12 protein-coding genes are annotated in these 16,286 nt (G+C 46.4%); 8 read left to right on the top strand and 4 right to left on the bottom strand.

What is annotated here, in order from left to right; translation table 11 throughout:
* Positions 1-18: 18 nt before the first annotated feature.
* From MHI32_RS24910 to MHI32_RS24900, 3 genes are all read right to left on the bottom strand, one after another.
* Positions 19-909, bottom strand: a complete 891-nt coding sequence (locus tag MHI32_RS24910) for a carbohydrate ABC transporter permease (protein WP_036679567.1) — start codon at positions 907-909, stop codon at positions 19-21.
* A gap of 27 nt (positions 910-936) precedes the next feature.
* Positions 937-1,821, bottom strand: a complete 885-nt coding sequence (locus MHI32_RS24905) for a sugar ABC transporter permease (protein WP_036679565.1) — start codon at positions 1,819-1,821, stop codon at positions 937-939.
* 207 nt (positions 1,822-2,028) lie between these two features.
* Entirely contained in the window at positions 2,029-3,405 is a 1,377-nt protein-coding gene (locus MHI32_RS24900) for an extracellular solute-binding protein (protein ID WP_076129193.1), read from the bottom strand.
* A 238-nt stretch (positions 3,406-3,643) separates the two neighbouring features.
* On the opposite strand from MHI32_RS24900, the gene MHI32_RS24895 reads away from it, so the two are divergent.
* The 5 genes from MHI32_RS24895 to MHI32_RS24875 all read left to right on the top strand — a co-directional run bounded on the left by MHI32_RS24895 (position 3,644) and on the right by MHI32_RS24875 (position 10,819).
* Entirely contained in the window at positions 3,644-5,464 is a 1,821-nt protein-coding gene (locus MHI32_RS24895) for a sensor histidine kinase (protein ID WP_076194621.1), read from the top strand.
* The gene (locus MHI32_RS24890) at positions 5,465-7,120 is read left to right on the top strand and encodes a response regulator (RefSeq protein WP_076281904.1); all 1,656 of its coding nucleotides are present in this window, start codon (positions 5,465-5,467) and stop codon (positions 7,118-7,120) included. It abuts the gene before it with no gap.
* A gap of 71 nt (positions 7,121-7,191) precedes the next feature.
* Positions 7,192-8,883 (top strand): alpha-glucosidase, encoded by a 1,692-nt coding sequence (locus MHI32_RS24885; protein WP_076129196.1) that lies wholly within the window; start codon positions 7,192-7,194, stop codon positions 8,881-8,883.
* 152 nt (positions 8,884-9,035) lie between these two features.
* Positions 9,036-9,770 (top strand): class I SAM-dependent methyltransferase, encoded by a 735-nt coding sequence (locus tag MHI32_RS24880; protein ID WP_340011165.1) that lies wholly within the window; start codon positions 9,036-9,038, stop codon positions 9,768-9,770.
* Positions 9,771-9,808: 38 nt separating this feature from the next.
* Positions 9,809-10,819 carry an MBL fold metallo-hydrolase gene (locus tag MHI32_RS24875; RefSeq protein WP_340011163.1) on the top strand — a complete coding sequence of 337 codons (1,011 nt, stop codon included), beginning with the start codon at positions 9,809-9,811 and terminating at the stop codon, positions 10,817-10,819.
* A gap of 1,828 nt (positions 10,820-12,647) precedes the next feature.
* Here MHI32_RS24875 and MHI32_RS24870 read toward each other — a convergent pair.
* Entirely contained in the window at positions 12,648-13,256 is a 609-nt protein-coding gene (locus MHI32_RS24870; RefSeq protein WP_076129198.1) for a phosphatidylglycerophosphatase A, read from the bottom strand.
* 269 nt (positions 13,257-13,525) lie between these two features.
* Between MHI32_RS24870 and MHI32_RS24865 the strand changes: the two genes are divergently transcribed.
* The 3 genes from MHI32_RS24865 (at position 13,526) to MHI32_RS24855 (ending at position 16,239) form a co-directional block, all read left to right on the top strand.
* Positions 13,526-14,659, top strand: coding sequence for a GerMN domain-containing protein (locus MHI32_RS24865; protein ID WP_340012762.1), 1,134 nt, complete (start codon positions 13,526-13,528; stop codon positions 14,657-14,659).
* 163 nt (positions 14,660-14,822) lie between these two features.
* Positions 14,823-15,581 (top strand): ribonuclease PH, encoded by a 759-nt coding sequence (gene rph, locus MHI32_RS24860; protein WP_076279954.1) that lies wholly within the window; start codon positions 14,823-14,825, stop codon positions 15,579-15,581.
* A gap of 1 nt (position 15,582) precedes the next feature.
* Positions 15,583-16,239, top strand: coding sequence for an XTP/dITP diphosphatase (locus tag MHI32_RS24855; RefSeq protein WP_076138160.1), 657 nt, complete (start codon positions 15,583-15,585; stop codon positions 16,237-16,239).
* Positions 16,240-16,286: the final 47 nt, after the last annotated feature.

The raw sequence follows: 16,286 nt of genomic DNA, 5'->3' as shown, positions 1-16,286 counted from the left end.
AGGATTAAGTTTATTGTGTTAGCCCTTAACCGCTCCAGCGGTAATACCCTTGGTCATCTGTTCTGTGAAGAGCAGGTAGATCAGGATGGTGGGGATAGCGATGATCGTCATAACCGCGAACTGTGCACCATAGTTGGATGAATACTCACCAGTGAATTTCATAATGGAGAAGGGAATCGTCTTAAGATCTTCCGAGGTGAGGAAGGTATTCGCCATAATGAATTCATTCCAAGTGCTGATGAAGTTGAGCACACAGATGGTTGCCAGCGCCGGTTTGGTGATGGGCAGGATGATACGGAAGATTAACCCGTAAATGCCACTGCCATCAATAACGGCGGACTCTTCAATGGCCCGTGGGATGGTCTCCAGGAACCCGGTCATAATCAGGACACTCATGGGGATGACAATGGCTGAGTAAGGCAAAATCAATGTGTACATATTGTTCAGCATCCCAAGCTTGTTAAACAGAATGAAGTTTGGCAGCAATGTAGCGTGAATCGGGATGATCATGCCTAACATAATTAGAGACAGGACAATGCCACTTAGCTTCCATTTCATCCGGGTAAACGCATATCCCATCATCAGGGACACCAGCGCAGAGAGCATAACAGTTATCACTGTAATGATAAGACTGTTGGCGAAATAACGTGGTACACGCCCGTAGGTAAAAGCGTTTCGATAGTTCTCCCACTGGGGTGGAGAGGGCCATTTCAGAAATGAGCTTCCAAAGAACTCACCGCTCTTGAGCAGGGAATAATCGATCAACCAAATAAGCGGAAATAACTGAATCAACGCGATGATACATAGGAACACCATCATTAGGATTTTGCCGGTTGTAGGCTTTCTGCGTTCTTGTTTGTGAAGGTTTAGCTTAGGGGGTGAAGCGGCAGGCGATAAGGAATTATTCATAGGATTTCCTCCGGTTACAGGGTTTCTTTAAAATTCTCCGATATCTTTCTTTAAAATCTTGTTGAGGATAACGGTTAGGATCAGGCAGAACACAATAAACAGAATCGAAATGGCATTACCATAGCCGTAAAGCGATGATGAGAAGGCGGTTTTGTACAGATAGTTCCCTAGGAACTGTGTGCTATTTGCAGGGCCACCGTTGGTCATTAAGAATACGGTTTCCATTTGCTTAAGACAGGTGGTGACGGCAATGATGATGGCAACCCGCATCATCGGCGAAAGCAGCGGAATGATGATACGCGTGTAGAGGGTAAAGTTGTTGGCGCCATCGATTCTCGCGGCTTCGCTTAAATCTTCCGGAATGCCTTGCAGACCTGAATAATACAGCAGCAGTGCATACCCAAAGCCTTGCCACATAACAACAATGATGATGCACCAGATGGCTGTCTTCGGATCACCGAGCCAATCATGCGTAAGTGCATCCAATCCAACTCCGCTTAGCAGCTTGTTAAGCAGTCCGTAGTTCGGATGGAAAATTCCGGTCCACAGCTTGGCTGTAACGACGACGGAAATTACAGCGGGGATAAAAAAGATCGTCCGGAATATTTTTTCGTATTTGCCGGAATTGGTTAGGAATATCCCCATGAGAATAGCAAAAGGATGTTGTAAAAATACAGTGGCGGCGGTCAGGAGCAGGGCGTTGACCAGCGATCTCCAGAACACTTTGTCATGAAACAGAATTTCGCGGTAGTTATCAAAGCCGATGAAATTGTATTTGCCGATTCCGCCCCAATCCGTAGAACCGTAATAAGCGCTCATGAAGATAGGGATGCAGATCATAAAAGCAAATAGGAACAGTCCAGGTGCGATGAGTAAGAATATCGCTTTTTTGTCGCTTAACACTCTGTGCATGGAAATCTCCGTCCTTTTAAAGAGTAATCTATCTATTACCATCGTAACGGGAAGCCAGGCACCGGAACATGCCGTAAATTTCAGATCGGTGTATACATTTTTTCGAAAACAAAACCCCGGCCTCTGGGGGAAGCCGGGGTTTGCGCACTGCCATCTATAAGGTTACTTCAGGAGCGCTAAGGTTCATGTTTTTTGTAGTTCTCTGGTTTATTTACCAGCGAATTTATCGGATGCAGCATCCAGTGCTTTGGCGAATTCTTCAGGGGTAATCGCATCAGAAAGCAGGCTTTGATGCGCCTCCATTACCTTTTGCTTGAACTCATCGTCACCCACATCCTGCAGTGGAGTACCGCTGGAAGAGGTCATGGAGCTGAACACTTCAATCAATTCTTTTTGCAGCTGGGTTTCGTTACCCGTTAGGAATTGATCGAATTGCTGCGCAGGTGTACCCGCGCCAGCTTGCCATAGCATTTTAGACCAATGCTCTGGAGCGAAGAAATATTTCAAGAAATCAACAGCGGCTTCAGCGTGTTTGGAGTTTTTGCTGACTGCATATCCACCACCATACCAAGCGGCATCATCCGTTGCTTTACCTTTAGCTGAAGCTGGGAATGCGAAAGCACCTACGTTATTGCGGAATTCTTCAGAGAAGTTCTCGTCTGTTGCCAGACCCGACTCCCAAGCGCCCATAAAGAACATGGCAGCTTGCCCTTGTCCGAACAAGTTGCGTGCAGCACCGTAATCGGCAGTCAGCCAGCCATCGGCAAAACCTTTAGCATCGGCGAATTGCTGCATTTCAGTTGCAGCTGCAACCAGACTAGGATCTGTAAAGGATATTTTACGTGCAACAGCTTCATCCATTGTATTGAAATCGCCAGTCTGACGTTGGGCTACAAATTCATACCAGATAGGCAGTGTCCAAGCGTCCATACCATTCATAGCGATCGGGTTAATTTTCTTGGCACGAAGTGTTTTGACGGCGGCAAGCAAATCATCTGTTGTCTTTGGCACCTCGATGCCGTTGTCAGCAAATATTTTTTTGTTATAGTACATCACCATGTAGTCGGCACCACGCGGCAAGCCGTAAAGCTTACCGTCTTTACTGAAGCCGTCCATGGATCCGGACACAAACTGATTACCTTCGAAGTCAGCACTGTTCAGTTCAAGCAGCAGATCGTTATCCAGCAGCGGACTCAGGAAGGAGGGCTGACCCCAGGCTTGAATGATATCGGGAAGCTGATTGCTGGAGGCATACACTTTGATTTTTGATTTGTAAGGCTCATCTTGAAGCGCTTCCACTTCAATCTTGACGTTAGGGTTCTCTTTCATGTAAGCATCGATAATGTCTTGCTCTACCTTACCTGAACCATTGGCCCGATCCGCGAGCGCGGTGAAGAACTTCAGTGTGATTTTTTCGGCGGGTGTGTTTTCCCCTGCACTAGCTGTTGCTTCGGCAGTAGCTTCGGCCTTGTCATTTGTAGGTGCATTGGTAGCTTTCGCATTGTTATTTCCGCCACCGCAGCCTGCCAGCAGAGCTGGTAGCATTAGACTCATAAGTGCTAGCTTTATTCCTTTACCTTTCATCAAAAACCCACCTTTTTTATGAGATATATTTCCACGAGAACGGCTGTCATCAAACGAGGACGACAATGTCGTTTCTTCTTGCATCCCCATCTTAAGAGTTTATGACCGATAGAAACATGGTCCATATTTAAGAACTATGTAGGCATTTTTCAGTGATTGTAAAAAGCTGGTTCAGGGTTTAATGATTTCAGTTATACTTGGTTTACACATTTATTGATTATACATGAAGGTGGTTCTCATGAATCGAAACATCCGCTTATTAAGCCGTTATCGCCATCTTCCGCTCCAGTTTAAGCTGTTATTATGGTTTGTGCCGCTGCTTCTCGTGACTATATTTGCTATGGGGTGGAACTCCTATCAGATCTCTTCGCAGCAGGTGGTGGAGAAAATGAAACAGTCACAGGATCACCTGACCCGGAAAACAGCAGAGCAGATTGATGAGATGGTGAGGGGAATGATTTCTTTTTCCAATACACTCTTTCTGGATGAAAGTGTGCAGCGGCTCTTAGTGTCGTCAGAAGCACAAAAAGAACGTAATTCCGTATTTAAAACGGTCACCAACCTGATGGTCGCTGGCAATTCGATTCAATCCCTGATTCTATACTCTTTGGAAGACCAGAATAATGGGGCGGAGCCTTTTGCTGCGAACCAAGCCGGATTGACGACTGGCATGAAGTTCTCTAACTTTATCCAAACCTCGTACTACAAGGAAGCCGTTGAAGCCGCAGGCAGTCCAACCTTTGGATTGTCCAGACCCACGGATGGCATATTTGTTGGTGATCATTATCATAAGATTGTACTTTCCAGAATTATCAAGAATGTATATACTTTAAAACCGGCAGGGCTAGCGGTGATCGGGGTCGATGCTGGTAAGATTGGAAGCCAATATCTAGACAACTCTGAAGATGATGTAGATATGTTTGTGGTTGATCGAGACGGGCTCATCATTACGGCTTCTAACCGGAGCTGGATCGGCAAAAGAGATCTTGATCTTCCGTATTTTGCGGACAGCGATCCTAAGTTGAACCTAGAGCAGAGACTGGAGTCTACAGCGGATCACAAACAGTGGATTGTCTCGCATCTGCAGTCAGAAACGACGGGTTGGTATGTAGTGGTGGTGCATTCCAAACGGCAGCTTGTCAAAGAGCTGGGGCAGATTTCACAGGTCACGGTGACGATCGCTTTTCTGTGCTTGGCAGTTAGCTTAATGGTTACCTGGCTCGCCGCCGCCTCAATAACGAAACCGCTGAAAAAACTTTCCCGCTCCATGCGCAGATTCCAGACAGGGGATTTCACGCAGCGCGTATTTTTTGAAGGAAATGATGAGATTGGTCTCTTGGGCCATGGTTATAATCTAATGGTTCAGCGGATCAAATCGCTCATCAATGATGTATATGCCTCCAAACTGAAGCAGCAGGAAGCAGAATTGAAAACGCTTCAGGCACAGATCAGGCCGCACTTTTTATATAACACGCTGAATACGATTTGTTGGGAAGCTGAGAAGAAGGGCGACAAAGAAATAGCGGATATGGTCTATTCGCTTTCTCAAGTATTCCGGCTGAGCTTAAATGATGGGCGGGATACGTTTACATTGGAACAGGAAGTAGAGCTTGTAAAGAATTATTTGTTCCTGCAAAAAAATCGGTTTAGAGAACGTTTTGAGTTCGAAATTACCTTGGATGAGAGTATCAAGGATTTTACAGTTCCTAAGCTGCTGCTCCAGCCACTGGCGGAAAATGCAGTGATTCATGGGATCGAGCCACTGGCTGGAAGCGGACTAATCTCGATTCGCGCCTTCCGCAAAGATAGGACTATTGTGCTCGAAGTTCAAGATAACGGGGTGGGAATCACGCCGGAAAGACTTCAGGAGCTACATCAGCGTTTAGCGAGAGGAAGCTCTATCTCGGAGGAAGAGGAGAATGCTGGACGTTCGGGGTTTGCACTCTCGAATGTACAGGAACGTTTAGCTTTGTTTTTTGCCGGAGCCTCATTGCAAGTAGAGAGTGTAGAAGGAGCAGGCACACGTATTATCATTCATATCACTGTGGAGGGTCCCTAAATGATGAAGCTGAAGCTGCTGATTGCTGAAGACGAAGACACCATCCGTGAGGGTATCGTCAATATGATTGACTGGAATTCGCATCAGATTGAGGTAATGGGCGAAGCGGGGAACGGAAGTGAAGCGCTGGCTCTGATGGAGTCTGAACAGCCGGATTTATTGTTAACGGATATCCGCATGCCGCAGATGAATGGTCTGGAGCTAATCGAAGCTGGACGGCGTCGCGGTTACGACTTTCGCTCGATTATTTTATCTGGCTATAATGAGTTCTCTTATGCGAAACAAGCGATTGCGCTGGGGGTTGTCGATTATGTGCTGAAGCCGTGCCGGCCGGAGGAAATTCTGAAGACGGTACTCAAGGCTAAGGAGCTAATTGAAAGGCAGCGTTGTCAGGAGAATGAGCAGCTAAAAAGAGATCGTTCCTGGCATAAAAATGCACCGCTTGTCAAAAGCCAAGTGCTGTCCCAATGGATTCATCATCCTCCGGTTCCGCTGGAGCGGCGGCAGGAGCTGATCGGTGAGTTAGCTATGGCTATTAGTCACGAAGGTCCGCAGATTGGGCTGGTCAGCTTTGATTTTGATCCTCCCTCTGCCGGTGGGTCTGGACAGGATTTTGTACTTTTACGTTACGCGGCCCTAAATATTATTAGTGAGACCTTGTCTCCTATCTATAAAGGAAAAATCGAGACCTTCCATGATGGCAATCTCCTGCTCTGGATCGGCAGTGGTTTAGCTGGAACGGATTCTCGCAAGTCTTACCGAACCCCCATCTATTTAAAAGAGCAGATTGGGATGCTGCAAAGCAATCTGGAGAAATACCTCAAGCTGTCAATCAGTATTGCTGTAGGCTCCTGTCGTGCGGATATTTCGGAAGCTCACCTGTCTTATAAAGAAGCGCTTCAGGCCATGGAATCCCGCTTTCTGAACGGGAAAGGCGGCGTTTATTTTTATACAGAAGGCTCGGGAGTTATTGGGGGTGGCGTACAGGAGATCGGGATTTTAGATGATCCTGAATTAAATGTGCTGGAGGATGAGATGCTTGTGGCAGTAGGTGCAGGAAGTAATGAGCTTGCCCTCGATCTGCTGGAGCAGTGGCTGGAACGTTTTCGCGGAAACCCCGGATGCCTCAAGCAGGAGGTGAATATTCGGGCAACCGCTTTTGTCGTTCGCCTTAAGAGGCTTGCGCAGGAAAAACAAGTAGCTGGATTTGAATGGAAGCAGCATTTGGTCAATTGGATGGAGCAGGCACCACAGATCGAGACGCTGGAGGAATTGTCTACGATCCTGAATAAGATCATGCAGAATGTGGTGGAGGCTTTTTCTAAACATCGCCCTCTGCATCGAACAGTAGTTACAGCGCTTGAGATCATCCGTAACAAATATAATACCAATCTATCTCTGGAGTATGTTGCGAAGGAAGCTTATGTATCTAATACTTATTTAAGTTCACTGTTCCGCCAGGAGCTGGGTGTGAATTTTCTCGATTACTTGCATCAATACCGGGTAGAAGAGGCAAAAAAGCTGCTCCGCCAAAACTTAAAAATGTACGCCGTTGCAAAGTTAGTGGGCTATGGGGAAGAACGCCACTTCAGTGCTACTTTTAAGAAATGGACCGGACTTACGCCCTCACAATATCAAAAGGGACTAGGGAAGTAGGGGTAAATTGTTATCTACTAGGCTTTGTGTGGTTAAACTCTACATATAGCTAAATAGGAGGTAACCGAGAAATGAACCCGAAATGGTGGAAAGAGAGTGTCGTGTACCAAATTTATCCGATTAGCTTCATGGATAGTAACGGAGATGGGATTGGAGACTTGCAAGGAATCATATCCAGACTGGATTATCTGCAGGATTTAGGTGTAGACGTGATTTGGGTCTGCCCAATTTATAAATCACCAAACCATGATAACGGTTATGATATCAGTGATTACTGTGACATTATGAAGGAATTTGGCACGATGGATGATTTTGACCATTTGCTGAGGGAGATGCACGCACGTGGGATGAAGCTGATGATGGATTTGGTTCTGAACCATACGTCACATGAGCACCCATGGTTTGTTGAATCCAGATCGTCGAAGGACAATCCGAAACGGGACTACTATATTTGGCGAAAAGGAAAAAATGGAGGTCCCCCGAATAACTGGGAGTCTTATTTCAGTGGCTCGGTGTGGGAGCATGATCCGCGGACCGATGAATATTACCTTCACCTCTATTCCAAATATCAGCCTGATCTGAACTGGGAGAATCCGGTGGTCATTGATAAGCTGCATGAGATGGTGGAATGGTGGCTGAAGAAGGGTGTGGACGGATTCCGCTTTGATGCCATTGCACATATCGTGAAGACGAAAGGTTACCCGGATGCGGATAATCCAGGTGGAACACCTACCGTAAGGGCTTATGGAATGTTCTCCAATCTGGCAGATGTGCATACCCTGCTACAGAATTTATATGATAAAGTGCTTTATTTCTACGATATTATGACGGTAGGAGAGACTTCAGGACTTGGACCGGAGCAGGCGCTTGATTATGTAGGTGATGGTCGCCGGGAGCTGAATATGACTTTTCAGTTTGAGCATATGTTTCTGGATGCCGCTTCGGCAGGTAGTGGGAAATGGGATGTCGTCCCATGGAGTCTACTGGAGCTGAAAAAGATTATGAGTAATTGGCAGACGGTTCTGCATGACAAAGGCTGGAATGCGAATTATCTCTGCAACCATGACCAGCCGCGCGCAGTGTCCCGGTTTGGGAACGACCTTTTTTACCGGATTCCTTCGGCTAAAATGCTAGCGACCTTCATTCACATGCTGGAAGGCACACCTTATATTTATCAAGGCGAAGAAATTGGAATGACGAATGTCTGTTTCGAATCCATTGATGAGTACCGGGATGTAGAGACGCTTAATTATTATGAAGAAAAGCGAAAAAACGGCGTTCCAGAAGAGCAGATTATGTCTGCCATTCATCATAAAAGCCGGGATAATGCCCGCACCCCGATGCAGTGGGACGATGGTCACGCAGGTGGTTTTACGACGGGGACTCCTTGGATTGAAGTAAATTCCAACTATATGGAGATCAACGCTGGCAATGCGATTAAAGATCCCGATTCCATCTACAACTACTATAAACAGCTGATTGCCCTGAGAAAAAAACACAAAGTCATCGTTTATGGAGCCTACGGGCTGCTGCTCGCAGAGCATACAGAGATATATGCGTATACTCGGACATTAGAAGATCAGCGGCTGCTGGTTATTCTGAATTTTTATGATGGAGAGCCTGTATTCGAATGGCCAGCGGAGTTCCAACCAGACAATATTGAGCTGTTAATTTCTAATTATTCCGTGGAAAAAGATGAGCAGATCCAACCGCTTAAACTTCGTCCTTATGAAGCACGAGTATATTTGCAGCAGCTTGTGTAAGGGAAGCTACAGGAATGAGTTGTCATGAAGGGGCTGAGCGCTCCACTGTGACAACTCTTCTTTGAGTTTGTGAGTAAAAGACTGTACAATGGCGATACATTAACATACATAGAGTGGAGTTACAGGAAGACGCCTGTGGGAGGAGAGACAACATGACTGAATGGTATGAAAAGAGCTTCGGAGAGGATTATCTGGTCGTATACAAACATCGAGACTTTGGTGGAGCTCGTAAAGAAGTTGAACGAATGATCTCGTGGCTGGGACTACCGCCAGGCTCCAAAGTGCTGGATTTATGTTGTGGGATGGGACGTCATTCACTGGCGCTTGCGGAAGCAGGGTACGAGGTAACTGGAGTAGATTTATCAGAGGTATTGCTGCGTGAGGCAAGATCTCAAAAAGGAGCGGAGCAGGTAACTTGGCTGCGTTCTGACATGCGGGACCTACCGTTAATAGGAGGTTTCGATGCTGTGGTTAATCTGTTCACTTCCTTTGGTTATTTTGAAGAGGATGAGGAGCAGGTAAAGGTTTTGCGTGAAATCTATCGGATGTTGAAGCCGGGTGGCAAGTTTGTTATTGATTATCTGAACCCTGCGTATGTGATTCGTCATCTGGTGCCGCATTCTACCCGCGAGGATGGAAAGAATCTGATTGATGAGTCGCGGCGGATCGAGGATGGGTATGTGAAGAAGGACATCATTTTAACCTCTAAAAATGATTCTACACCTCGTCAATATCATGAACGTGTGAAGCTGTATTCCTTGGAGAAATTCAGCGGGATGATCGAGGAAGCGGGTTTACAGCTGGAAGCTGTGCATGGCAGCTATGAAGATGAGGTTTATAATGCAGAAAGCTCCACGCGGATGATTTTTAGTGGAATTCGATTGTAATGGTATCAGGAAAAAGATTCAAAGGCGGTGATCGCACCATGTCTAAGGCGGATATCACTTCATGGGACGAGAACATTCTTCAGGTCTCGGTGCCCATGGACTCGCCGCTTCGTCAAGTGAACAGCTATATTCTTCCCGATGAGGATGGCAGAATTACTATTATCGATCCGGGTCCGCGTAGCCCGGAGACAGAAAAATGCTGGCAGGCGATCCTGCAGGAGTTGGGATTGTCGTGGAAGGACGTGCGGGATATCGTCGTAACGCATCATCATCCCGATCATTATGGATTGGCGGGATGGTTGCAGTCGCAGACCGGATGTAAAGTATGGATGACTGAACGTGCTCATGCCGAAGCGATGTTGATGTGGGGCGGTAACACGGATATCAATGAAGTTTTGCCGTTATATTTCATCAGACACGGAATGTCGGAGGAATGGTCGAGTGGAATTAAAGCGCATTTGGAGAGCTTTGACGCTCAAGTAGAGCCACAGCCGGTTGTAACTTATCTGAATGAGGTACAGCCTTTCGGGATGGGTGGCCGTGAATGGCAATTGATTGTAACTGGCGGACATGCACCGGGACATGTGAGTTTCTATCATGCGGGCAGCGGGCAAATGATCTGCGGCGATGCTGTGCTGCCACAGATTTCGCCCAATGTCAGCCTGCTTCCAGGCAGCGATCCACAGCCGCTGCAGACGTTTCTTCAGGGGCTGCAGGAGTTGGGGAGCTACCCAGTCAGCATGGCGTTCCCGGGTCATCGGGAACCGTTCACGGGCTTCGCGCATCGGGTCAGCAGCCTGCTCGCTCATCATGAGGAGCGGCTGGATGCCGCGGCAGCCTTGCTCGCAAACGGCCCGCTGAGCGGCTTCGCCGTCTGCGAAATTCTGTTTCGCAGCCGGGTAACCACCGTTCACCAGATGCGCTTTGCGATGAGTGAGACACTGGCGCATCTGGCGGAGCTGATGCGCCGGGAGCGGGCAGTGATGATAGAGGCGGACGGTGCTATATTGTTTGCAGCATCTGAAAGTGCTGGTGACCATGTTAGTTAGAGTTTCTAAAGGGATCGAAGAGTGATGAAATGAATGATGAAATGAATGATGAATGATGAATGATGAATGATGAATGATGAATGATGAATGATGAATGATGAATGATGAATGATGAATGATGAATGATGAAATGAATTGAGATATGAATGTTATGATCGAGTAGAGGTACAGAGCAGTCTTGCGTTATTGGGACTGCTCTTTTTTGGGTTTTGGTTTTAGTGACTAAGTAGAGAGTATATTTCGGTGCTATTTATATGAATATTGAGCTCCTTAGTCCGATCGAATACCCAACTAACCTTTGATTACATACTCATGCGTCACGCTGATCATTTGGACTAACATTTGATTACTTTACTCATGCGTCATGCTGATCATTCGGGCTCAGATTTGATTACTTACTGATGCGTTACATAGATCATTCGGACTAACATTTGATTACTTTACTCATGCGTCACGCTGATCATTCTTGCTCAGATTTGATTACTTACTCATGCACACAGATCATTCGGACTCAGATGCCGCTATTCGTGGATTTTGGGACTTTTGAGGTGAGTATCGGACCGGAGAGGCGTTATTGCTAGAGTAATGGGTTGTTATTGGTCATTTTTGAGTGAATAGTGACTCTGGAGTCCGAAAGTCACTAAATCAAGGGTGTTTTATGGAAATAGTGTCACCTGAGTCCGATCGCATTACCCAACTAACATTTGATTACTTTTCTCATACGTCATGCTGATCATTCGGACTCAGATGCCGCTATTCGTGGATTTTGGGACTTTGAGGTTAGTATCGGACCGGAGAGGCGTTATTGCTAGTGCAGAGGGTAGTTATTGGTCATTTTTGAGTCAATAGCGACTCTGGAGTCCGAAAGTGTCCAAATCAATGGGGATATGTGAGTATAGTGTCACCTGAGTCCGATCGCATTACCAAACTAACATTTGATTACTTTTCTCATGCGTCACACTGGTCATTCGGACTCAGATGCCGCTATTCGTGGATTTTGAGACTTTTGAGGTGAGTATCGGACCGGAGAGGCGTTATTGCTAGAGTGATGGGTTGTTATTGGTCATTTTTGAGTGAATAGCGACTCTGGAGTCCGAAAGTGACTAAATCAAGGGTGATTTATGGAAATAGGGTCACCTGAGTCCGATCGCATTACCAAACTAACATTTGATTACTTTACTCATGCGTCATGCTGATCATTCGGGCTCAGATTTGATTACTTACTCATGCGTTACACAGATCATTCGGACTCAGACGCCGCTATTCGTGGGTTTTGGGACTTTTGAGGTGAGTATCGGACCGGAGAGGCGTTATTGCTAGTGCAGAGGGTAGTTATTGGTCATTTTTGAGTGAATAGCGACTCTGGAGTCCGAAAGTCACTAAATCAAGGGTGTTTTATGGAAATAGGGTCACCTGAGTCCGATCGCATTACCAACTACCATTTGATTACTTTACTCATGCATCATGCTGATCATTCGGACTCAGATGCAGCTATTCGTGGGTAAAAACACATCTTACCGAGTAACTAATTGCTGATATTTACTAATTGGGGAATTCATCCCTTTTTTTGAGGTTTGTGGGGGTGTAGAGCGGATATTAGGGAATTTCTCCCTAATAATCTACGAATGTAGCTATAAATTAAGGTTTTCGTAGAGTTATTAGGGAAGAATTCCCTAATAACTTAGGTTTTGAACGATTTTCGGTATTTTTTAGGGAGTTTTCCCCTAAAACTGTCCCAACCCAACCTTAAAAAAAGCGATTGTCTCATAACCCGCAAGGGTTACGAAACAATCACTTTTTAATTCTCAGAGTGTACCCAAAACACCGGTTACTCCGGTTGTTTTTCATGTTCTGCAAGTTTCCTTGCAGCTTCTTCGCGATCCTCAGGCGAATGCGGAAGTTCGAGGTCTATCTCACGCTCCGCTTGCTTACGGTGTGCGATTCGGCTACTAGCTGCAGCGGCTACCGCGCCGACGATATCGTCGAGGAAGGTGTGGATCTGCCCGGTGTTTTTGTCGTTCAACCGTTCAAGAACGCCTGGCTTAAGCTTGTCCACATAACCATAGTTGGTGAAGCCAATGCTCCCATATACATTTACGATGGAGAAAGCCAGAATCTCATCCACTCCGTATAATCCCTCATCATTTTCGATCATATCTTGAAGCGGCGGAAACAACTTCCCCTCCTCCGCGAGCATGTCCAATTGAATGCCCGTAAGTACCGCATTTTGCACTTCTCGTTTGCTGAGTACCATCTCAACGTTATGGACACATTCTTCCATCGTTAAGTTTGGATAATATTTTTTTTGCAGAAACATAACGAGCTCTGCGATTTCCTGCAGGTTCACTCCACGCTTATTCAACCACATTTTGGTCGCATCTGCGACTGCCTTGCTGTTCAGACTGTAAGGTATTTTTGCGATTGGTTCATCAGCCATGATTAGTCACCTCGTAAGTTAAGTCTTTGCATTACAACGTTCGTTAGCATGATGTTAAGCGCTGGTGTTATCTCAGATTGTACGTTTAGAAAAAGTATTTGTCCAGAAAACGGAGTCTATGTGAATTAATATCTAGATCCAACCTAACCTGAAAATAAAGCGCACAGGCTTTTCCAACAATTTAGGATAAGCAGTTGTTATTTTTTGGACAAAGGTCTCGTATACATAGCAGTACAAATGCTATCTAACCTTGAAAGGGGTAATAAATGATGAAAACAATGCAACAAATCCGCGGGATTTCCGCAGTCTGCCTACTCGCAGTTCCACTGGCACTGTCCGGTTGCGGCTTGTTCGGTTCGGAATCAGCATCGATTGATGCTCCGCCACCTGAGGTTGAAGCGCAGATGTTACAGACAGAGGGAAATAATACTTTGGATTCAGGTGTATTTGGTCCAGTGGCTCAGGATGATGCACAAGCAGTTGTGAAGGACAGCACCAAAACCGCTAAAGCAACGGATAAAGCAACGGTTTCCGGTGACCGGACGACCGTATATTTGGAAGATGGAAACGGCTTACTCGCTCCAGTGTCGTTAAATCTGCCAAAAAGCAAAGATTCCAGCACGCTCAAGAACTCTTTAATGGCATTAGTGAATAAGGGAGAATATGCGTCCTCATTGCCAGAAGGCTTCCAAGGCATTCTACCAGCTGGAACTGAGGTGCAAAGCATTACGGTAGACAAGTCGAATTTGGCAGTTGTTGAGTTCACTTCGGAATTTAACAACTATGATGCTGCGGATGAACGCAAAATCCTTGAAGCGATCACTTGGACACTTACCGGTCAAGATGACATTAAAGGTGTACAGTTCTGGGTAGATGGTAAAAAGCTTACGGAAATGCCGCTTCAAGGTACTCCGCTGGATCGCCCGCTGTCCCGTACAATGGGCATTAACCTGCCTAAACAAGGTCCATCTTTGATGAACTCTAGTGCGGTTACTGTTTATTTTTCCACAACATCTCCTGACGGTATCCAATATTATGTTCCGGTTACGCGCTTTGTACCCGCAGGGCAAGAGCAGCTGACTGCTGCTATCAATGAACTGATTGCGGGACCTGAATCCGGAGACGGTCTGGAAATGGTTATGACACAGGGCACATCACTTGATTCGGTTGAAGCCGGACAAAACGGTGTTGTTACTGTATCCTTGACTGACGATATGTTCGCAGATGGGAAGGAAGTTCCTGCCGAATTGCTGGAATCGGTTGTTCTGACTGTTGCGCAAAATACGGAAGATGCTCTGGTTCAAATTCGTTTGAACGGCAAACAATCGATTACTGACACTGACAATGTGGATTATAGCAAACCTGTTTCTGCACCTGAATTTTTGAACGAGCTCCCGTTATAGAATGACCTTCTAAGGTTTAAAAGATGCTTTTGTGCCTCCTCTTTGGTAGAATAAAAGTTGCTCAAAAAGACGTAACGTCCCGAACGGTGAACTGCCGCAATGAACAACAGGGAAACGGGACTCACACTAAACTATTAGCTATACGATGTAGGAGGCAGAAAAGATGAGATCAAACGGGCGAACTGACGACCAATTACGGCCGCTGACAATAACGACCCAAACGAATAAATATGCTGAGGGCTCCGTGATCATTGAGATGGGAGACACCAAAGTTATTTGTACGGCTACTGTAGAGGAAAAAGTGCCTCCGTTTCTTAAAGGACAAGGAAAAGGCTGGGTAACTGCCGAATATTCGATGCTTCCTCGGGCCACCCAGTCCCGTAATCAACGTGAAGCTGCACGCGGTAAACTTACCGGACGTACAATGGAGATCCAGCGGCTGATCGGCCGTGCGCTTCGCTCCGTGGTGAATTTACAAGCGTTAGGTGAACGTAGTATTACGCTGGATTGTGATGTGATTCAGGCGGATGGGGGAACTCGGACGGCTTCGATAACAGGCGCTTTTGTTGCCATGGCATTTGCTATTAATAAAATTGCACTACAGCACAAGCTGGCTGTTTTTCCTATAACAGACTTTTTGGGAGCAATTAGTGTAGGTGTTGTAGGGGATAAAACATTGCTCGATCTGAATTATGAAGAGGATTCCAAAGCCAAAGTGGATATGAATGTAGTCATGACCGGCGGCGGTGCTTTTGTTGAGGTACAAGGGACTGGCGAAGAAAGACCATTCTCGCGTCAAGAGCTGGACCTATTATTAGGTCTAGGTGAGAAGGGAATTTATAAACTGATTGCGGCGCAAAAAGAAGCGCTCGGAGCGATTGCTCTGAAAATCCCTTCCGGCCAACCGGGCCAAGAGGTGTAACATGAATTCCACGGGCAATATTCTCATTGTCGCAACGAAGAATAAGGGGAAGGTGCGCGAATTCGAGCACGCTTTTGCCCCGCTGGGCCTGACAGTTAAGAGTATGTATGACTATCCGCATCTGCCCGATGTGGTGGAAGACGGAGCTACTTTTGCAGAGAATGCGTTTAAAAAATCCAAAGCCGTAGGTGATGCACTTGGAATTCCGGTACTCGCTGATGATTCGGGTCTTTGTGTAGATGCTTTGGATGGCAGACCGGGTGTGTACTCTGCACGTTTTGCCGGTGAAGACGCTACGGATGGGGAAAATAACCTGAAGCTGCTTAGCGAGCTAGAGAGATTGAAACAGGGGGAAGACACAGATCAGCCTTTGTTGAGCACGGCTAGGTTCGTCTGTACTTTATCGCTGTACGATCCAGTTTCCAAGCAGGAGCTAACCGCAGAAGGTGCGGTCGAAGGTTGGATTACTTCAGAACCATCAGGTGCTGGCGGTTTCGGTTACGACCCGCTATTTTATCTGTCTGAACATGAAAAAACTATGGCCGAGCTTACGCTGGAAGAGAAGCAGCAGATTAGCCATCGAGGAACTGCACTGCGACTGCTGACGGCGAAGCTGGAGAAGAAACTGGCAGCTGATGGCGGCCTATCCCAGGAATAGAGTTTTATATAAAAGTGGGGGTGTCCAAAAGCCGCGAAATGGCTGCT

Source organism: Paenibacillus sp. FSL H7-0690 (genome assembly GCF_037980415.1).
GTDB classification, from domain to species: Bacteria; Bacillota; Bacilli; order Paenibacillales; family Paenibacillaceae; genus Paenibacillus_AQ; species Paenibacillus_AQ odorifer.
This window is presented reverse-complemented; position numbering and strand designations above follow the sequence as displayed.